Genomic DNA, 19625 nt, shown 5'->3' on the forward strand with positions numbered 1-19625 from the left:
GCGCATTCGAAGAGCGAGGTCGCCGAAGGCTTCAATCTGGCGAAAGCCGAAGCCAAGGCGTCGTTCGGCGACGACCGCGTCTTCGTCGAAAAATTCATCGTCGATCCCCGCCACATCGAGATCCAGGTGCTGGGCGACAAGCANGGCAATGTCATCNATCTCGGCGAGCGCGAATGCTCGATCCAGCGCCGCAACCAGAAGGTCATCGAGGAGGCGCCGTCGCCGCTGCTCGACGAGACCACCCGCCGCAAGATGGGCGAGCAGGCGGTCGCGCTGGCGAAGGCCGTGAACTATGATTCCGCCGGCACCGTCGAATTCGTTGCCGGACAGGACAAGAGCTTCTACTTCCTGGAGATGAACACCCGCCTCCAGGTCGAGCATCCCGTCACCGAGCTCGTCACCGGCATCAATCTCGTCGAGCAGATGATCCGCGTCGCCGCCGGCGAGAAGCTCGCGATCGCGCAAAAGGACGTCGCGCTCACGGGGTGGGCGGTGGAGTCGCGTCTCTATGCCGAAGATCCCTTCCGCAACTTCCTGCCCTCGATCGGGCGCCTCGTGAAGTACCGCCCGCCGGCGGAGCTAAGCAAAGACGGCATCACCGTGCGCAACGACACCGGCGTGCAGGAGGGCGGCGAGATCTCGATCCACTACGATCCGATGATCGCCAAGCTCGTCACCCATGCGCCCTCGCGCGCCGCAGCCATCGAGGCGCAGGCGACCGCACTCGATGCGTTCTATGTCGACGGCATCCGTCACAACATTCCGTTCCTGTCCGCGCTGATGAACCATCCGCGCTGGCGCGAGGGGCGGTTGTCGACCGGCTTCATCGCCGAGGAGTTTCCGAAGGGTTTTTCGGCGCGCGTGGCTGAAGGCGAGATCGCGCGGCGGATCGCCGCCGTCGGCGCCGCCATCGACCACGTGCTCGGCGAGCGCAAGCGGCAGATTTCCGGCCAGCTCGGCGGCCGCATCGTGCAGCGCGAGCGCCGCCGCGCGGTGTGGCTCGACCGCGAGGAGATCGCGCTCGAGATCGCGCGTGAAGGCGAGGCGATCGCGGTGCGTTTCCTCGACGCCGAGGGCAAGGCAGGCAATGCCCACCTGCTGGAATCGCCGTGGAAGCCGGGCGATCCGGTGTGGCAGGGCACGATCGTCGGCCACTTCATCGCCGTGCAGGCGAGGCCGATCCCGAACGGCATGCGGCTCGCCCATCAGGGCGTCGAGGTTCCCGTCTATGTCTGGACCGAGACGGAAGCGACTTCCGCGCGGCTGATGCCGGTGACCGCGGCCTCCGACACCGGCAAGAAGCTGCTCTGTCCGATGCCCGGGCTCGTCGTCTCGATCGCCGTCACCGAAGGGCAGGAGATCAAGGCCGGCGAGACGCTCGCGGTCGTCGAAGCCATGAAGATGCAGAACGTGCTGCGCGCCGAGCGCGACGGCACGGTCAAGAAGATCCACGCCAGCGCCGGCGCGACACTGGCGGTGGACGCGCTGATCTTGGAGTTCGGATAGCGCATTGTCTACGCGAGCCATCGACGATCAAAAAAAAGCTGACGGGAGATGCAGCATGGTAGGTGCTTCGGGCTCGCGGATGGTCGGAGCAAACGGCCCACTTGCCGGCGTTCGTATCGTAGAATTCGCCGGCATCGGTCCCGGCCCCTTCGCTTGCATGATGCTGGCAGACATGGGCGCCGAGGTCGTGACCCTTGACCGTGTCGGTGCTGCCAGGAACTTGAAGGGCATTGCGGCGCGTGGTCGCAAGTGGGTCAATGTCGACCTGAAGGATGACAAGAGCAAAGGCGATGTCATCGAGCTTCTCGGTACGGCGGACGCCCTGATCGAGGGCTTCCGTCCGGGCGTGATGGAGCGCCTAGGGCTCGGTCCCGACGTTATTCTCAACCGCAATCCTCGAATTGTGTACGGGCGGATGACCGGTTGGGGTCAACATGGTCCCCTCGCCAACGCAGCGGGTCACGACATCAACTACATCTCGATCACGGGCGCGCTCGCCGCAATCGGGATACGCGAAAGGCCGATCCCGCCACTCAATCTGGTCGGTGATTTCGGCGGAGGTGCCCTCTATCTCATCGTCGGAGTTCTCGCGGCGTTGATGGAAGCGAAGAAGTCGGGGAGGGGGCAAGTCGTGGATGCCGCAATGTGCGACGGAGCAGCCTCGTTGATGACCATGTTCTTCGATATGAGCGCTACGGGGGACTGGGTGGAAGGCCGCGAGCAAAACATGCTGGACGGAGGCGCGCATTTTTACGGTGCCTTCGAATGCGCTTGCGGCAACTTTGTTTCGATTGGATCCATTGAGCCGCAATTCTACGCGCTGTTACGACAGCATGCAGGCCTGCTTGAACCAGACTTCGATGCTCAGATGGACCGCGCAGCCTGGCCAAAGCTGAAGCAAAGACTTGCGGCAGTGTTCAAGAGCAAGACACGCGAGGAGTGGTGCAAGATCATGGAAGGGACCGACATTTGCTTCGCTCCGGTCTTGACGATGACTGAAGCCTCGCGCCACGAGCATATGGTTTCGCGGGAGGTCTTCCTTACGCGTCATGGAGTTCTACAGCCTGCTCCGGCGCCGCGGTTCTCGAGGACCCCCTCAATGGCCCGCGACCCAGAAGAACTGCCGCTCGCGGCGGTCATGGGCTCCTGGAAGAATCGCCACTAGGTCAATTTTCGCAAGGGAGATTGTCGATGCCGTGCAGACCCGAGCCGCAATTTTGCGCCCTTGCGCAAGGGAGGCTCAGATCGTGACGTCGGATGGCCTGCCGCTGGCGGCGGATTTTCCCAAGGCGACCGTCGAAGATTGGCGCAAGCTGGTCGACGGCGTGCTGAAGGGCGCGCCGTTCGAGAAGCTGGTCGGCAAGACCTATGACGGCATCAAGATCGATCCGCTCTATCAGCGCGCCAAGGGCATTGCGCCCGTGGTGGGACGCGCCGCGGCCGCGCCGTGGCAGATCATGCAGCGGGTCGATCATCCCGATGCGGCTGCGGCAAATGCGCAGGCGCTCACCGATCTCGAGAACGGCGCCACGGGTCTCGCGCTGGTGTTCGCGGGCGGCAATGGCAGCCATGGCTTTGGCCTGGAACCGACGGCCGAGGCGGTCGCGAAAGTCTTGAAGGATGTTCACCTCGACGCGGGCATCGCCATCGAGCTGCAGGTCGGCCCGCAGTCGCGTCTGGCGGCGATCCAAGTCGCCGAATACGTCAAGACGAAGGGGATCGATCCTGCGGCCTGCAACATCCGCTTCGGCCTCGATCCGCTCGCAGCCTGTGCGGTATGGGGTCACAGCCCTTATACCTGGGACGAGATCAAGCCTGCGGTGACAAGCGGGATCAAGGGACTGGCGGAGCTCGGCTTCAAGGGTCCCTTGGCCTCGACCGACGGCCGCGTGGTGCATGATGCCGGCGGCTCGGAGGTGCAGGAGCTCGCCTTCGTGCTCGCCTGCGGCGTCGACTATTTGCGCGCCATCGAGGACGCCAGCGTCTCGCTGGAGCAGGCGCAGGGCATGGTCTATGCGCGGCTTTCCGCCGACGCCGACCAGTTCCTGACCATGGCCAAAATCCGCGCGCTCCGGCTGTTATGGGCACGCATCGAGCAGGCATGCGGCTTGACGCCGAAGCCGCTGTTCATTGCTGCCGACACCGCTTGGCGCATGCTGACGCAGCGCGACCCCTACGTGAACATGCTGCGCGCGACCATGGCGACGTTCGCTGCCGGGCTTGCCGGCGCCAATGCGATCACGGTGCTGCCGCACACGTCGGCCCTCGGGCTTCCCGATGCATTCGCGCGGCGCGTGGCGCGCAACACGCAGCTCGTGCTGCTCGAGGAGAGCAATCTCGCAAAGGTCTCCGATCCCGCAGCGGGCGCGGGCGGTATCGAGGGGCTGACATATGAGCTGTGCGACGCAGCCTGGGCGCTGTTCCAGGAGATCGAGAAGGCCGGCGGCGCGTTCGCTGCGCTTCAGCAGGGCCTGTTCCAGAGCAAGGTCGCGGCGACGCGCAAGGCGCGCGAGGCCAATATCGCAAAACGGCACGACGTGCTGACCGGCGCGAGCGAATTTCCGAACCTGCATGAAAGCAAAACGGCGGTACTGTCCGCGAGGCCGGTCGCGCTTTCGCCCGATGGCGGCGGGAAACACAAATTCGAGGCGCTTGCCCCGATCAGGCTCGCAGAACCGTTCGAGGCGCTCCGCGACAAATCGGATGCGGCCTTGGAGGCGCGCGGGGCGCGGCCAAAAGTGTTCCTCGCCAATCTCGGCTCGCCCGCTGATTTCACGGCGCGCGCAACCTTTGCCAAGAGCTTCTTCGAGGCCGGCGGCATTCTGGCTGTCGACAGCGATGGCTTTGCCGATCCGGCTAAGCTCGCCGCTGCATTCAAGGCCTCGGGCGCCGCGATTGCCTGCCTCTGTTCCAGTGACAAGGTCTATGGCGACCAGGCGGAAGCCGCAGCTAAGGCCCTGCAAGCGGCCGGCGGCCGACATACCTATCTGGCAGGCCGCCCAGCCGAGGCGGAGACGGCACTGCGTGCCGCCGGCGTCGCCGGCTTCATCTTTGCCGGCACTGACGCGCTCGCAACACTGCAGGACGTCTATCAGCGGACTGAACAAGTATAAGACATGATTAAGCGCCTCGCGCGCTCAACGGCGAGATGGACGAAACGATGACCCGCATTCCCAATTTCGGTGATGTCGCGTTCGAGAAGGCCGCAAGCCCCGCACCCGTCGGCCACGCCGAGCCTTGGCTCACCCCCGAGGGCATTCCGGTGAAGAGTGCTTACGGCGAAGCCGATCTCGCCGGTCTCGATTTCCTCGAGACCTTTCCCGGCGTCGCGCCATACCTGCGCGGCCCCTACCCGACCATGTATGTCAATCAGCCCTGGACGGTCAGGCAATATGCCGGCTTCTCCACGGCGGAAGACTCCAACGCCTTCTACCGCCGCAATCTCGCCGCCGGACAGAAGGGCCTCTCGGTCGCTTTCGACCTCGCCACGCATCGCGGCTATGACAGCGATCATCCGCGTGTCGCCGGCGATGTCGGCATGGCCGGCGTTGCCATCGATTCCATCTACGACATGCGCACGCTGTTTGCGGGCATCCCGCTCGACCAAATGAGCGTGTCGATGACCATGAACGGCGCCGTGCTGCCGATCCTCGCACTGTTCGTGGTGGCGGCCGAAGAACAGGGCGTGCCGCCGGAAAAACTATCGGGCACCATTCAGAACGATATCTTAAAAGAGTTCATGGTGCGCAACACCTACATCTATCCGCCTTCGCCTTCGATGCGAATCATCTCCGACATCTTCGCCCTCACCTCCTCGAGGATGCCGAAGTTCAATTCGATCTCGATCTCCGGCTATCACATGCAGGAGGCCGGCGCGACGCAGGATCTCGAGCTCGCCTATACGCTCGCCGACGGCGTCGAATATCTGCGTGCGGGCCTTGCTGCCGGGCTCGACGTCGACCGCTTCGCACCGCGCCTGTCGTTCTTCTGGGCGATCGGCATGAACTTCTTCATGGAAGTCGCCAAGATGCGCGCCGCGCGCCTGCTCTGGGCGAAGCTGCTCAAGCCGTTTGGTCCGAAGGATCCGCGCTCGCTCTCGCTGCGCACGCATTGCCAGACCTCCGGCTGGTCGCTGACCGCGCAGGACGTCTTCAACAACGTCATGCGCACGACCGTGGAGGCGATGGCCGCGACGCAAGGCCACACCCAGTCGCTGCACACCAACGCGCTGGACGAGGCACTTGCACTGCCGACCGACTTTTCCGCGCGCATCGCCCGCAACACNCAGCTCTTCCTGCANCAGGANAGCGGCACCACGCGCATCATCGANCCCTGGGGCGGCTCCTATTATGTCGANCGNCTGACNCGCGANCTCGCNGCNAANGCCTGGGGCCATATCCAGGAGGTCGAGGAGCTCGGCGGCATGGCCAAGGCCATCGAAGCCGGCGTGCCGAAACTGCGCATCGAGGAGGCCTCTGCCAAGACGCAGGCCCGGATCGATGCGGGCAAGCAGTCGGTGATCGGCGTCAACAAGTACAGGCCGTCGGACGAAGCGCCGATCGAGATCCTGAAAGTGGACAACACCAGTGTCCGGCGCCTGCAGATCGACAAGCTGACGCGGCTCAAATCCGAGCGCAACCAGAAGGACGTCGAAGCCGCACTCGCCGCGTTGACGCGCTCGGCGGGCGAAGGCAACGGCAATCTGCTCGCGCTCGCGATCGACGCGGCGCGCGCCAAAGCAACGGTCGGCGAAATTTCCGACGCGATGGAAGAGGTGTTCGGTCGCCACCGCGCCGAGATCAAGTCCATCACCGGCGTCTACAAGCGGGAGGCGTCCGCCATGGGCAGCCAGGTTGAAAAGGTGCAGGCGCTGATCGACGCCTTCGAGGAGGCGGAAGGCCGCCGTCCGCGCATTCTCGTCGCCAAGATCGGCCAGGATGGCCACGACCGCGGGCAGAAGGTGATCGCCTCAGCCTTTGCCGATATCGGCTTCGACGTCGACATCGGGCCGCTGTTTGCGATCGCCGATGAAGCCGCGCGCCAGGCGGTCGAGAACGACGTCCACATCCTCGGCGTCTCCTCGCTCGCCGCGGCCCACCTCACCGCGGTGCCGGAATTGAAGGCGGCGCTGAAGAAGCACGGCCGCGAGGACATCATGATCATCGTCGGCGGCGTGGTCCCACCGCAGGACTACGACGCACTCTATGCAGCAGGTGCGGAAGCGATCTTCCCACCCGGCACCGTGATCGCCGATGCCGCCGAGGAGCTGATCCACAAGCTCAACGTGCGGCTGGGACATAACGAGGCTGCATAGCGGCCTAGCTCCCAAACCGCCGCTACATTGAGGTTTCGCTTCGATCTACCGGTTCTGAGCAGAAGAATACTCATCATGCCGACTCTTGAATCGATCCGTCACGAGATAGATCGCACGCGCCTTCAGGTTGGGCGTCATCGCAGAGAGATCGCCCGTCTCCGACGCGCTGGGATACGCGTCGATTCGTCGGAGGCAATTGTGGAAAGAATGCTGGCGAAAATCGAAGAACTGTGCCTCCAACGCAACGAGTTGGCAAAAGCCAAACCTAATCCTGCGAAGGGCAGAGTCGGCCACCGAAGATGCTGAGACGGACGGGGCCGGTCGCCTGCCACGCCACAGAACGCGCGACCTGCCGGCACGCACGTCGAGCTTGCCCGCCGTCCGTGCAGCCTATGATTTGTCGCTCGCGCGCCGCCGTCGCGCGTTACGCCTCGGTTGCCGTCTCAGCGGTTGTCAGCCCGTCTTCTCGGGCCAATATCGCTTGCGCAACTCCTGCTTCATAAGCTTGCCCGTCTGTGAACGCGGGACTTCACGCACGAAGTCGATGCTCCTGGGCGCCTTGTAGCCGGCAAGCCGAGCCTTCACGAAGGCGATGATCTCTTGCGCCAATTTGTCGTTGCCTTCGATGCCAGGCATGAGTTGCACTATGGCTTTCACCTGTTCGCCCATTTCGGAATCGGGAATACCGATAACGGCTACGTCTGCGATAGCAGGATGAACGACCAGGATGTTCTCGATCTCTTGAGGGTAGATGTTGACCCCACCGGAGATGATCATGAATGCCTTGCGGTCGGTCAAGAACAGATAGCCGTCCGCATCGACGTGTCCGATATCGCCGACCGTCGTCCAATACGGATGCGCAGGATGTTGCGCGGCTCGTGTCTTCTCCGGCTCGTCGTGGTAGACAAACGGAATCCCGTCGCGTTCGAAATAGATGACGCCTGTCTGACCGGCTCGGACTTCGCTGCCATTCTCGTCGCAGATATGAATCTTCCCAAGGACAGCGCGACCGACTGAGCCGGGCTTTCTGAGCCACTCCTCCGGCCCAATCACGGTCATCCCGTTCATTTCGGTGGCGGAGTAGTACTCCCACAATACCGGACCCCACCACGTCATCATCTCTCGTTTGACTTCAACGGGACACGGTGCGGCAGCGTGAATGGCAACCCGCAAACTGGTGACGTCGTATCGAGCCCGGACGGATTCAGGCAGTTTGAGCATCCTGACGAACATGGTCGGAACCCACTGACTGTGGGTCACTTTGTAGTCTTGGATGGCGGCGAGAGCCGCCTCGGCGTCGAACTTGTCCATGACCAGCGCGGTACCCCCTAGCGCTTGGACGGTGGCACAGGTTCGGAGTGGTGCTGCATGATAGAGAGGGGCAGGAGACAAGTAGATGGTCCTCTCGTCGAAACCGAAGTTCGACGAGAACATCTGCACCATCGTGTCGCCTGGATCGGAAACCTGCCGCTCCGGCAACGCATGCTTTACGCCTTTGGGTCTGCCGGTTGTGCCGGAAGAATACAGCATGTCGGCGCCACGAGGTTGCGAAGATGGCATAGTGGCGCGAGCGGTTTTCAGTAGATGCTGATATGGCTCGCAACCAGCCAGATCTCCTTCGAGACTGACGCGACGCTTGAGCTGGTCATGTCTACCAAGCCTTGAGGCCGTCTCGATTCCACCACGACCCACGAACAGCGCGGCAGCGCCGGAGTTGGCGAGCATGTAGTCGACCTCATCCGGGCTCAACCGATAGTTTATCGGCACCAGGTACAGACCCGAACGCTGAGTGGCCCAGTAGATATCGAAGATCCAAGAGCTGTTGTCGGAGAGTACGCCCACGACATCGCCAGGCCGCAACCCCCCGTCGAAGAGCCAATTTGCAACTCGCCGTGACCGGTCCTCCAATTCGGCATAAGTCACGACCTCACCGGTTGCCGTCATGACAAGGGCAGGGCGGTCCGGATTTGTAAGCGCGTAGGTCCCCGGATACATAATCACTCCCTGGATGCCGCCCTTCCGAGGAAGGTGCGGAGTTGGATTTCGAGCGCAATTGGCTGGCGAGGTTCGTGATCATCGAGCTGGTCGCCCGAGGTCAGCCCGCCCTTGCAACGGCATTTCACTGGCTACGTCGGTAAGCCAGGGAACGCCTTTCGCGTCTCCCGCCCTTGATTTGCTTGAAGTTCGAGCTTGAATAAGAACTGATATTGATGTCACATTACCGATTGCGAGCTGGTGGTCAAGGGACCGCGATGCTATGGATGGCAAATGCTGGAGACCGATGATTCTGCTTTGGAGCCCCTAGCCCCTGCCACGGCGAAGGGGGCGGCGATGCGTCAGCGCCTCCTCAACGCCTCGGCACGTGTATTCGCGCGCAAAGGATACGAGGCCACTCGGGTCGAGGACATCGTCAAGATTGCTCGGACGTCTTACGGCAACTTCTATCGGCACTTCCGGAACAAGGACGAAATTCTGTTGGCCGTGTTGAAGCCACTGGTTGATGAGATCTACGTCGCAAGTAAGCGCAGGATTGGCCGCTCGTTGAAGGCAACCGAAGCGGAGTTCGTTGAGAATACGGTCGCCTATCTCAAGATCTATGCGCGGCACCGCAGCCTGTTGCGCGTCATGCGGGAGGCGGCAGCTCGCGGTGAGAAAGCAACATTTCTGTCGCTCTATGTCACGGAACGTAGCCGCTTCGTAAGGCGCACCTCGACTTGGCTGACGCGGCTTCAAGGACTGGGCGAGCTAAGCCGCGAACTCGATCCCGAGATGGCTGCCGAAGTGCTGGGCGCTACGATGGAGCAGGTGTCCTACATGAAACTTGATCTCGCCTCGAAAGACCCAAGCGATGCCGAGATTGAGCACATAGGCTCGCATTGCGCGAAGATCTGGTACCGAGGCGTGTTTGGCACGGGAAAAGAAGAGCCCGGCGCTCCGAACTAAGGCGACGCGCCTATCTACTCCGGCTTCCGGCGGCACGTCGCAATTGCCCTGCTTGGCCCCAGTCGGCGCTTGAAAAATTATGAGATCTCAGTGTGACATGAAAAAGAGCGACGTCTTTTGTTCTGATTGCGGCGCTGGTTTTCGTCGTCTCGAACTATCGTCACAGCCGGGCGAAAAAGGCGAGTACCGCTGTCCGATCTGCGATTCTTCCCTGGAAGTTTTCGACGGTAGTAAGTTAGTTGCCTACCGCCTGACAATCGAGCCATCCACGAGAGCCATGCGCGATTGAGGCGGCCTAACCGAAATTTCGGGTTGTACGTCAACTTCCGTAGCCGGCAGCCTATCGCCATCGATTGATCCAGTCGCCAGCTCACCGCTGCGCCTGGGTTCAATCGGTTTGTCTTGCTTTCTCGCCCTAACATCATGCGGTCTTTGATCGCTGCATCACCTTATTCGGTGGACCGCGACCAGCCATCGATGCGACTGCGCGTGCCGCTGCCAAAGAGGTGCTTTGCGCTTCGTTGTGGACGCCGCTCAGGGACCGCGAGCAAGCGGTCGAGCGCTCATCATCCCAAAGTGCCACGTGATCGGCTCGCAGCCTTAGCACGAAGCCTTGACGGAACGGATCATCAGTAAGATGATGTCAATATCACTTTTCTGCGCCGATGCAGAAGCGCGGAAATTCAACAAGGGAGGGGCCGATCAAATCGGCGATAAATTCAATGAAATCAGCTATTTCGTTGTTTTCCTCCATCATTCTTGGTGTGGCTGCACTGGTTCGTTGTGTGCCCTTCATTGGCGGATATTCGATGGAGCCTTCGTCGTGATCCTGAACGAAACGCAAGCTGCTATCCGCGACGAGGTGCGCAAGTTTGCTCAGGAGCGAATTGCGCCCCACGCGTGCACCTACGAAGAAGCCAAGGGATACCCGTCGGAGCTATTTGAGGAACTCGCGAGCCTTGGTCTGATGGGAATGACTGCTCCCGAGGCTGTCGGCGGAGCTGGCGCGGACTACGTTTCCTATGCGGCTTCACTCATCGAAATCGCGGCAGCTGATGGCGCGCTGTCTACGATATTGAGCATTCAAAACAGTCTGATCGTATCAGGTCTGTTGAAGGACGGTACGCCGACGCAGCAAGCGAAATTTCTGCCCTTGCTCGTCTCTGGGCGAATGATCGGCGCATTCGCACTAACAGAGGCAGAGGCGGGCTCGGATGCTTCCGCGTTGAGGACGCGCGCCGTTCGCGCGGGCGATGGCTACAAGCTAAACGGAGCGAAGCAGTTCATTTCGTCGGGGCGAACGGCCGGGCTTACGATCGTGTTCGCCGTAACCGATCCTGCTGCGGGCAAGCGCGGGATCTCAGCCTTTCTGGTTCGTACCGACAGCCCTGGGTACAGCGTCGAGAGGATCGAACGCAAGCTGGGGCAGGCGGCGTCCGACACTTGTGCCCTTCGGTTCGATGAGGTTTTCGTCGAAGAAGGAATGCGGCTCGGTCCGGAAGGCGCGGGCTACTCCATCGCGCTCTCCAATCTTGAGGTCGGCCGCATCGGCATTGCGGCTCAATGTGTAGGAATGGCACGCGCCGCTCTCGACGCGGCGGTTACATACGCCGGCGAACGCAAAAGTTTCGGAGCTCCAATCATCTCGCATCAGGCCGTCGGATTTCGTCTTGCGGATCTCGCCGCAAGATTGGAGGCCGCCCATCAGCTCGTGTTGCACGCCGCTGCGATGAAGGATGCCGCTCTTCCCTGTCTCAAGGAAGCATCCATGGCCAAGCTCGTCGCTTCCGAAACGGCGGAGGCGGTAGTTTCCGGCGCGCTCCAGACATTCGGCGGGTACGGCTATTTAGAGGATTTCGCCGTGGCAAAGATCTATCGAGATGTCCGGGTCTGTCAGATTTACGAAGGCACGTCGGATATCCAGCGAATGGTTATCGCGCGCGAACTTACGCGCGTTGCCACAGCGCGTGAGTAGGGCGTGGACTCACAACAATGCGGAAATCGGCTCGTAGTGGCTCGGCACAAACCTTCTGTTCCATTGGAGCATTGTCGCTGGTGAACCGAAGCGGACATTCCGGCCGGCGCGCACCTAAGTCGCGCATCCCTTCCGACACGACTCGAAATGAGGGCGAAGCGACGTTGCAATGGCATATCGCCTGGCTCGACATGAGGGATGAGGCCTTCTGGATCATTGTCCCTTCCCTGGGCGTAGCGGCCTTGTTGACCACAATAGTGTTGCTGCTTGGAAGGTAGGGGCATGCCCAATTTTGAAGCGAGCGAAAGGTTCTCTATGTCCGATCCAATTATCATCGCGAGTTACGCACGTACGCCCATCGGGTCGTTTCAAGGTTCGCTCGCTGGTTTCAAGGCCACCGAGCTCGGTGCTGCGGCAGCGAAAGCGGCTGTCGAGCGGGCCGGCCTGGCAGCCGAAGAAATCATTCAAGTCATCATGGGTTGTGTGCTGCCCGCGGCCCTTGGTCAGGCTCCCGCTCGACAGGTCGCATTAGGAGCAGAATTGCCGCTCAGCGTCCAAGCAACGACGGTCAACAAAATGTGCGGCTCGGGGATGCAGGCCGCGATCCTGGCTCACGACGCAATTGCGGTGGGCTCCGCGGATGTTGTCGTCGCGGGCGGGATGGAAAGCATGACGAACGCGCCGTATGCGCTACCCAAACATCGTAGCGGCGCCCGCATCGGGCATGACCGCATCGTCGACACGATGATGATGGATGGGTTGGAGGATGCGTACGCCCCCGGCAAGGCCATGGGCGTCTTTGCGGAAGATGCCGCGCGTGAATTTCAGTTCAGTCGCAGTGCGCAGGACGAATATGCGCTCCGGTCCTTGGATAGAGCCAAGGCCGCAATTTCGGGCGGAGCATTCGCTGACGAAATAGTGGCCCTGCCGGCGACAACCAAGACTGGATCGGTCGTTGATATCGATGAGCAGCCCGGAAAGGCGAAGCCGGAGAAGATTCCTCTCCTGAAGCCGGCGTTTGCTCCTGACGGCACGATCACACCTGCCAACGCGTCGTCGATTTCCGATGGAGCCGCCGCGCTGGTGATGACCCGCCGAAGCATTGCCGAGAGACTGGGGCTCCCGATCGCCGCGACGATCCGTGCGCATGCTGCTCACGCCCACGCGCCGGCTCTGTTCACAACCGCCCCGGTGCCCGCAATCCAGAAGGTGCTCGCCAAGGCCGGGTGGTCAGCCGCGGACGTCGATCTCTACGAGATCAATGAGGCCTTTGCGGTGGTGGCGATGATTGCCGCGCGCGAATTGGACATTCCGGCCGAGAAACTCAACGTCAATGGCGGTGCGACCGCCCTCGGCCATCCCATCGGCGCCAGCGGCGCGCGCATCATTGTCACCTTGCTCGCTGCGCTCAAGGCGCGCGGTCTCAAGCGAGGCGTGGCCAGCCTTTGCATCGGCGGCGGCGAAGCGACCGCGATGGCAATCGAAGTTTAAACGTCAAAGACAGGAAAGATAAGCATGCACATCAAGGGAACAGCCGCGATCGTCACGGGCGGCGCATCCGGTCTCGGGGGCGCCGCGGCCGAGCGTTTAGCGGCAGCCGGCGCCAAAGTGACGATCTTGGATCTCAACTCCGAGTTGGGGGAGGCGCACGCCAAGGCTATCGGTGGGCACTTCGTTAAAGTCGACGTGACCGACGAGGATGGCGTCGAGCAAGCGCTCGAATCCGCGGAGCGCTTGGACGGCAAAGCGCGCATCCTGGTCAACTGCGCCGGCCTCGGCCCGCCCGGCAAGGCTATCGGCCGAGACGGCAAGGCGCTACCGCTGCGAGACTTCGCCAGAACGATCAACATCAATTTGATTGGCAGCTTCAACGTCCTGTCGAAGTTCGCCGCGCGCATTCATGTGGCCGATTCGGTCGAGGAGGAGCGAGGCGTCATCGTAAATACCGCGAGCGTCGCCGCATTCGATGGCCAGATCGGCCAAGCCGCCTATTCGGCATCCAAGGGCGGCATCGTCGGCATGACCCTGCCTCTCGCACGTGAATTCGCGCGTTACGGCATCCGGGTCATGACGATCGCACCTGGTATCTTCCTGACCCCCCTGCTGATGTCGCTTCCCGAAGAGGCGCAAAAATCGTTGGGCACGCAAGTACCCTTCCCGAGCCGGCTTGGACATCCATCCGAATTTGCTCAGATGGTCGAATCCATCATCGCCAATCCAATGCTGAACGGCGAAACCATCCGCCTGGATGGCGCAATCCGCATGGCGCCCAAATGACCGGGATCGGCGCGGAGCGTACTCAGGAGATTGCGGATCGCGTTGAGCGCTTCGTTCGGGATATCGTTGTCCCGTTCGAGCGCGATCCTCGCCGTGATCATCATGACTGTCCAAAGGACGAGTTGGTCACCGAACTGCGTGAACTGGCGCGGGCGGCAGGCGTATTGACGCCGCACATACTGCCCGACGGTTCGCATCTCTCGCAGAGCGAGACAGCGATCGTCCTGGCCAAGACAGGTTTATCGCCGCTTGGACCGCTCGCATGCAATACGGCGGCACCCGACGAAGGCAACATGTACCTTCTGGGTAAAATTGGCTCGCCTGAGATCAAGGAGCATTTTCTAAAGCCGCTCGTCGAGGGACGCGCGCGGTCCGCCTTCTTCATGACCGAACCGGCCGACGAGGGTGGAGCGGGATCCGACCCATCGATGATGACGACGACTTGTCGTCCGGACGGCAATCAGTGGGTCGTGAATGGACGCAAAGCGTTCATCACGGGAGCGCGGGGAGCCAAGGTCGGCATCGTTATGGCAAAGGCCGAGGAGGGCGCATGCATGTTCCTCGTCGATTTGCCCGATCCGGCGATCACCATCGATCATGTGCCGAACACGATCGACAGCTCGATGCCGGGGGGCCATGCTGTTGTGACCATCCGAAATCTGCGCGTCCCCGCCGATCAAATGCTTGGACACCCGGGTGAGGGCTTCAAATACGCGCAGATCCGGCTGTCGCCCGCCAGGTTGTCGCACTGTATGCGCTGGCTGGGCGCCTGCGTTCGCGCCAACGAGATCGCGACCAAGTACGCCAACCGCCGACAGGCCTTCGGGAAGACGCTGATCGATCATGAGGGGGTTGGCTTCATGCTTGCCGACAACCTCATCGACCTCAAACAGGCCGAGCTGATGATCTCCTGGTGCGCGAGCGTTCTCGATACGGGATCGCTCGGTACGAACGAGAGCTCGATGGCCAAAGTTGCGGTTAGCGAGGCGCTCATGCGGGTGGCCGATCGCTGCGTGCAGGTGATGGGTGGATCGGGTGTCACCAACGAAACCATCGTGGAGCAGGTCTTCCGTGAGGTTCGCGCGTTTCGAATCTATGACGGTCCCACCGAGGTGCACAAATGGTCGCTTGCAAAGAAGATCAAGCGCGACTGGCAGAAGGCAAATCCGTGAGCGCTCTCGACGAAGCGGCGAATTCCGGACTGACTGAGCCCTCCGAGGGCTATCGTCTCGACGAGGACGCCTTGTCGCGATGGATGACGGCCAACGTCGACGGATTTCGAGGGCCTCTCAGCGTCTCGAAATTCAAGGGAGGTCAGTCGAACCCGACCTACCGTCTTCAGTCAGCAGACGGCGTCTACGTCCTCCGGCGGAAGCCGCCGGGGTTGCTGGTATCCGGCGCGCACGCAGTCGATCGCGAGGCGCGCGTACAGAGCGCGCTGTCGCAAGTTGGGTTTCCAGTGGCGCGCATCTACCGGTATTGCGCCGACAAGTCCGTTATCGGGAGCGAATTCTATGTGATGCAGCTCGTCGAAGGCCGCATCTTCTGGGACGCCACCTTCCCCGAGGTGAACCGTGAAGAGCGTCCTTCGTACTTCTACGCCATGTGCGACGTCATCGCGCAACTGCACTCCATTGATCCGGCTTCGATTGGCTTGAGCGATTACGGAAAGCCGGGCAGCTACTTCGCGCGGCAGATCAGTCGCTGGTCGCGCCAGTATCAGGAAGATCCTGAGGCCGGGCGCGACGCCAACATGGACCGCCTCGCCAAAGCGCTCCCGGAACGAATTCCTCAAGGTGAGGAGGTCGCAATCGTCCATGGCGACTTTCGCTGCGACAATCTCATCTTTCATCCCCGAGAGCCTCGAGTCATCGCCGTACTCGATTGGGAGCTTTCGACCCTCGGACATCCGCTGGCGGACTTTGCCTATCACGCGATGATGTATCGCATGCCTCCTCATATCGTCGCCGGCCTTGCCGGCGCCGATCTGGCGGCCCTTAACATTCCAAACGAAGCGGAATACATCAAGAGGTATTGCCGAGCGACCGGACGCGAAACGATCCCGGACTGGCACTTCTACGTCGCGTTCAATTTCTTCCGCCTTGCGGCGATCATGCACGGCATTGCTGGTCGCGCGCTGCGCGGTACGGCCTCCTCGGCGCAGGCTATCGAGCGCGGCAAGACCTTTCCAGAACTGGCTGCGTTGGCTGTCCGCGCGCTGGAGAACCTCCCATGAGCGCCCCTATCGAGTTCTCCTCTGCCGAGAAGATCGCGACCGTGATCCTGTCGCGCCCGGACCACGGCAACACGATCGATCCCGCTCTGGCTCGCGCTCTACTAGAGGCCGCCGAACGTTGCGACGACGACGATGATATCCGGTGCGTTGTTCTGACCGGGCGCGGCAAGCTCTTTTGCGGGGGCGGTGACGTCAGCGCTTTTGCCGCAGCCGGCACCGACGTCTCGGCCTTCCTGGAGGATTTGGCGGAAACACTGCACGCGGCAATCATGCGTCTTATGCACATGAGAAAGCCGCTGATCACGCTCGTGAACGGCCCCGCAGCCGGAGCCGGCATGAGCCTCGCGATGATCGGCGACTTCGCGTTGGCAGCCCGCTCTGCCCACTTCAGCCCGGCCTATACGGCCTTGGGCCTCAGTCCGGACGGAGGAATGAGCTGGCTGCTGCCGCGGGTGGTTGGTCTCAGGCGAGCTCAGGAGATCATCCTGTCTAACCGTCGCGTGCTGAGCGACGAGGCAGAGCGAATTGGTATCGTCACGCGCATCGTCGATGGCGAGCAGCTGCTTGCCTCCGGCGCCGAACTCGCTGCGAAGCTCGCAGCTGAACCGGTGGCAGCGCTCGGTGCGGTCCGGCGTCTCCTGCTCGAAAGTTACGATAGCACACTGGAGAGGCAACTCGAGCGCGAGATGCGGAGCATTGCCGCGCTGGGTAACTCTGAAGAATCACGTCGTCGCGTAGCGGCCTTCGTCGCTCGTCGAAATTCAAACGGATGAAAGGGATTGTTCCATGGCCGAAGCTTATATCGTCGAAGCGGTACGAACGGCAGGTGGCAGGCGCAACGGCAAGCTGGCCGGCTGGCATCCCGCCAATCTGGCGGCGGAAACGCTCAACGCGGTCGTGGACCGCTCGGGGCTTGATCCTGCCGCCGTCGACGACGTGATCCTGGGCTGCGTGACGCAGGCCGGCGAACAGGCGTTCGCCTTCGGACGGAATGCGGTGCTTGCCTCCAAGCTCCCCGGATCCGTTCCGGCCGTGACGATCGATCGGCAATGTGGGAGCTCACAACAGGCAGTGCAGTTCGCTGCCCAAGCAGTGATGTCCGGTACCCAAGATGTCGTGATAGCCGCTGGCGCGGAGAGTATGACCCGCGTGCCGATGTTCTCGAACCTTTCTTTGCACCAGAAAGAAGGCATTGGGACCGGTCCAATCAGCGACCGCATTCAGAAGCGGTTCGGCGTGGAATCCTTCAGCCAGTTTGAGGGCGTCGAAATGATCGCAAAGAAGTACGGGTTTGATCGACTGACCTTGGATCGGTTCGCTCTCGAAAGTCATCGTCGCGCCGCAGAGGCCACGAAATCCGGAGCCTTCCAGAACGAGATCGTTCCGCTCAAGATCGAGGGCGGAGAGCACACGGTGGACGAGGGAATTCGCTTCGACGCTTCGCTGGAATCGATCGGCTCGGTCAAGCTTCTGAAGGAGGGCGGTGTCGTCAGCGCCGCCAATGCAAGCCAAATCTGCGACGGCGCCTCCGCAGCACTGGTCGTCAGCGAAAAAGCTCTCAAAGACTACAATCTGAAGCCGATCGCCCGCATCGTCGGCCTGACGGTGACCGCCGGTGACCCCGTCATCATGCTCGAGGAGCCGATCAACGCCACTCGTCGGGCCCTTGCGAAGGCCGGAATGAAGATCGGCGATATCGATCTCTATGAGGTCAACGAGGCCTTCGCCCCGGTACCCCTCGCATGGCTTCAGGCAATAGAGGCGGATCCTGCCAAGCTCAACGTCAACGGCGGCGCGATTGCGCTCGGTCACCCTCTCGGCGCATCTGGTACGAAGCTCCTTTCAACCCTGGTTCACGCTCTCAAGGCTCGGGGCAAGCGATATGGCCTTCAAACGATGTGTGAGGGTGGCGGCATCGCCAACGTGACCATCGTTGAGGCTTTGGGATGACCTTCCAAACCCGCTTCACGGAGCTCGTCGGTATCAGCCACCCCGTCATGCAGGGCGGCATGATGTGGGTCGGGCGTGCGGAGCTCGCCAGCGCGGTCTCCAACGCCGGCGGGCTGGGTATCATCACGGCCTTGACCCAGCCGACCCCGGACGATCTGCGAAGAGAGATCGATCGCTGCCGATCGATGACCAATAAGCCTTTCGGGGTCAACCTGACGATACTTCCCTCGGTGACACCGCCTCCTTACGCCGACTATCGAAGGGCCATCATCGAAAGCGGGATCAAGGTGGTTGAGACGGCAGGAGCTCGGCCTCAAGAGCATGTGGAGGAGTTCAAGTCCCACCGCATCATCGTCATTCACAAATGCACGTCGGTTCGACACGCCTTATCCGCCGAGAAGATGGGCGTCGACGTCGTGTCGATCGATGGCTTTGAGTGCGCCGGCCATCCCGGTGAGGATGACGTACCTGGACTCGTGTTGATCCCCGCTGCGGCGGACAAGATTTCCGTCCCAATGCTGGCGAGCGGTGGCTTCGGTGATGGCCGTGGGCTTGCCGCTGCCCTGGCTCTTGGGGCTGACGGAATCAATATGGGCACGCGTTTCTGCGCCACCGTTGAGGCTCCGATACACGAAGCAGTGAAGCAGTTTCTGGTTCAGAACGACGAGCGGGCGACGAACCTTATCTTCCGCAAGTTTCGAAATACGGGCCGGGTCGCCAAGAACAGCGTGTCCGACAAGGTCGTTGAGATATCGAGTGTGCCTGAAGCCGCCTTCGATGATGTCCGGCCGTTGGTCTCGGGGGCGAAGGGACGCGTTGCGGTCGAGACCGGTGACCTTGACGCCGGCTTGATCTGGGCAGGGCAAGTGCAGGGGCTCATTCACGACGTCCCCACGTGCCAGCGCCTGATCGAGCGGATCGTTGCTGACGCCAAGGTTACGATTCGTGGCCGGCTCGCCGGATTGCTGAAGTCCGAAGGTCTCCCGGTCTGAAGAGAGTGCCGGTGCACCAGCGTGTGGGGAAGTGCATGATTGAAGTGATGCAAATGGCGGATCAAGGGGCTTTGCTCTCGGTCCGTGGCGTGACGGTCGCTTTCGGCGGCATCGTCGCGCTCAACGGCGTGTCCTTTGACATGCACAAGGGCCAGATCCTCGGGCTCATCGGTCCCAACGGCGCCGGCAAGACCACGCTGTTCAATTGCCTCTCGCGGCTCTACCAGCCCTCGTCCGGCGACATCCTGATGGAAGGCGCGAGCATTTTGACGCGCCCGCCGCACCGGATCGCCGAGATCGGCATCGGCCGCACCTTCCAGAACGTGGCGCTGTTCCCCAATTTGTCGGTGATGGACAATGTGCGCGTCGGCACGCATGCGCGCACCTCCAGCGACATCATCAGCGACTCGCTTCGCCTCGCCTGGGTTCGCC

The 19625-nt window shown here is 61.8% G+C and carries 15 protein-coding genes; 14 read left to right on the top strand and 1 reads right to left on the bottom strand.

Features of this window, described 5'->3' with window-relative positions:
* The 4 genes from YUU_RS0143175 to scpA all read left to right on the top strand — a co-directional run.
* Positions 1 to 1506: biotin/lipoyl-containing protein (locus YUU_RS0143175; protein WP_027527758.1), on the top strand; the 1506-nt coding region annotated here is incomplete at its 5' end.
* Between the two features lie 55 nt (positions 1507 to 1561).
* Positions 1562 to 2671 (top strand): CaiB/BaiF CoA-transferase family protein, encoded by a 1110-nt coding sequence (locus tag YUU_RS0143180; protein WP_027527759.1) that lies wholly within the window; start codon positions 1562 to 1564, stop codon positions 2669 to 2671.
* A gap of 82 nt (positions 2672 to 2753) precedes the next feature.
* Positions 2754 to 4619 carry a methylmalonyl-CoA mutase family protein gene (locus tag YUU_RS0143185; RefSeq protein ID WP_027527760.1) on the top strand — a complete coding sequence of 622 codons (1866 nt, stop codon included), beginning with the start codon at positions 2754 to 2756 and terminating at the stop codon, positions 4617 to 4619.
* A 47-nt stretch (positions 4620 to 4666) separates the two neighbouring features.
* A complete protein-coding gene (gene scpA / locus YUU_RS0143190) occupies positions 4667 to 6820 on the top strand; it encodes a methylmalonyl-CoA mutase (protein WP_027527761.1) in 2154 nt (717 codons plus the stop codon).
* Between the two features lie 453 nt (positions 6821 to 7273).
* Here scpA and YUU_RS0143200 read toward each other — a convergent pair whose 3' ends face one another.
* Complete coding sequence (locus tag YUU_RS0143200; RefSeq protein ID WP_027527763.1) at positions 7274 to 8815, bottom strand: acyl-CoA synthetase; 1542 nt, start codon at positions 8813 to 8815, stop codon at positions 7274 to 7276.
* A gap of 273 nt (positions 8816 to 9088) precedes the next feature.
* Between YUU_RS0143200 and YUU_RS53995 the strand changes: the two genes are divergently transcribed.
* The 10 genes from YUU_RS53995 to YUU_RS0143250 all read left to right on the top strand — a co-directional run.
* A complete protein-coding gene (locus YUU_RS53995) occupies positions 9089 to 9763 on the top strand; it encodes a TetR/AcrR family transcriptional regulator (protein ID WP_156944868.1) in 675 nt (224 codons plus the stop codon).
* 823 nt (positions 9764 to 10586) lie between these two features.
* Complete coding sequence (locus YUU_RS0143210; RefSeq protein WP_198031953.1) at positions 10587 to 11738, top strand: acyl-CoA dehydrogenase family protein; 1152 nt, start codon at positions 10587 to 10589, stop codon at positions 11736 to 11738.
* 282 nt (positions 11739 to 12020) lie between these two features.
* Complete coding sequence (locus YUU_RS0143215) at positions 12021 to 13229, top strand: acetyl-CoA C-acyltransferase (protein WP_245288297.1); 1209 nt, start codon at positions 12021 to 12023, stop codon at positions 13227 to 13229.
* Between the two features lie 24 nt (positions 13230 to 13253).
* On the top strand, positions 13254 to 14015 hold the full coding sequence (locus tag YUU_RS0143220; RefSeq protein WP_027527766.1) for an SDR family NAD(P)-dependent oxidoreductase: 762 nt from the start codon (positions 13254 to 13256) through the stop codon (positions 14013 to 14015).
* Positions 14012 to 15187 (top strand): acyl-CoA dehydrogenase family protein, encoded by a 1176-nt coding sequence (locus YUU_RS0143225; protein ID WP_027527767.1) that lies wholly within the window; start codon positions 14012 to 14014, stop codon positions 15185 to 15187. The genes YUU_RS0143220 and YUU_RS0143225 overlap by 4 nt, the downstream gene beginning before the upstream one ends.
* Positions 15184 to 16251, top strand: coding sequence for a phosphotransferase (locus tag YUU_RS0143230; RefSeq protein ID WP_027527768.1), 1068 nt, complete (start codon positions 15184 to 15186; stop codon positions 16249 to 16251). Before YUU_RS0143225 ends, YUU_RS0143230 begins: the two co-directional genes overlap by 4 nt.
* On the top strand, positions 16248 to 17024 hold the full coding sequence (locus YUU_RS0143235) for an enoyl-CoA hydratase/isomerase family protein (protein ID WP_027527769.1): 777 nt from the start codon (positions 16248 to 16250) through the stop codon (positions 17022 to 17024). The genes YUU_RS0143230 and YUU_RS0143235 overlap by 4 nt, the downstream gene beginning before the upstream one ends.
* A gap of 13 nt (positions 17025 to 17037) precedes the next feature.
* Positions 17038 to 18201 (top strand): acetyl-CoA C-acetyltransferase, encoded by a 1164-nt coding sequence (locus tag YUU_RS0143240; protein ID WP_027527770.1) that lies wholly within the window; start codon positions 17038 to 17040, stop codon positions 18199 to 18201.
* Positions 18198 to 19193 carry a nitronate monooxygenase family protein gene (locus tag YUU_RS0143245; RefSeq protein ID WP_027527771.1) on the top strand — a complete coding sequence of 332 codons (996 nt, stop codon included), beginning with the start codon at positions 18198 to 18200 and terminating at the stop codon, positions 19191 to 19193. Before YUU_RS0143240 ends, YUU_RS0143245 begins: the two co-directional genes overlap by 4 nt.
* A 47-nt stretch (positions 19194 to 19240) precedes the next feature.
* A partial coding sequence (locus tag YUU_RS0143250; protein ID WP_035664955.1) for an ATP-binding cassette domain-containing protein occupies positions 19241 to 19625 on the top strand: 385 nt, incomplete at its 3' end.

This window comes from Bradyrhizobium sp. Ec3.3, from assembly GCF_000472925.1.
Classification (GTDB): Bacteria; Pseudomonadota; Alphaproteobacteria; order Rhizobiales; family Xanthobacteraceae; genus Bradyrhizobium.

Bases quoted from the DNA above. Each gene is read 5' to 3' on its own strand.
- YUU_RS0143180 (WP_027527759.1), top strand. From the start codon at position 1,562: ATGGTAGGTGCTTCGGGCTCGCGGATGGTCGGAGCAAACGGCCCACTT.
- YUU_RS0143200 (WP_027527763.1), bottom strand. From the start codon at position 8,815: ATGTATCCGGGGACCTACGCGCTTACAAATCCGGACCGCCCTGCCCTT.
- YUU_RS53995 (WP_156944868.1), top strand. From the start codon at position 9,089: ATGCTGGAGACCGATGATTCTGCTTTGGAGCCCCTAGCCCCTGCCACG.
- YUU_RS0143215 (WP_245288297.1), top strand. From the start codon at position 12,021: ATGCCCAATTTTGAAGCGAGCGAAAGGTTCTCTATGTCCGATCCAATT.
- YUU_RS0143220 (WP_027527766.1), top strand. From the start codon at position 13,254: ATGCACATCAAGGGAACAGCCGCGATCGTCACGGGCGGCGCATCCGGT.
- YUU_RS0143225 (WP_027527767.1), top strand. From the start codon at position 14,012: ATGACCGGGATCGGCGCGGAGCGTACTCAGGAGATTGCGGATCGCGTT.
- YUU_RS0143235 (WP_027527769.1), top strand. From the start codon at position 16,248: ATGAGCGCCCCTATCGAGTTCTCCTCTGCCGAGAAGATCGCGACCGTG.
- YUU_RS0143240 (WP_027527770.1), top strand. From the start codon at position 17,038: ATGGCCGAAGCTTATATCGTCGAAGCGGTACGAACGGCAGGTGGCAGG.
- YUU_RS0143245 (WP_027527771.1), top strand. From the start codon at position 18,198: ATGACCTTCCAAACCCGCTTCACGGAGCTCGTCGGTATCAGCCACCCC.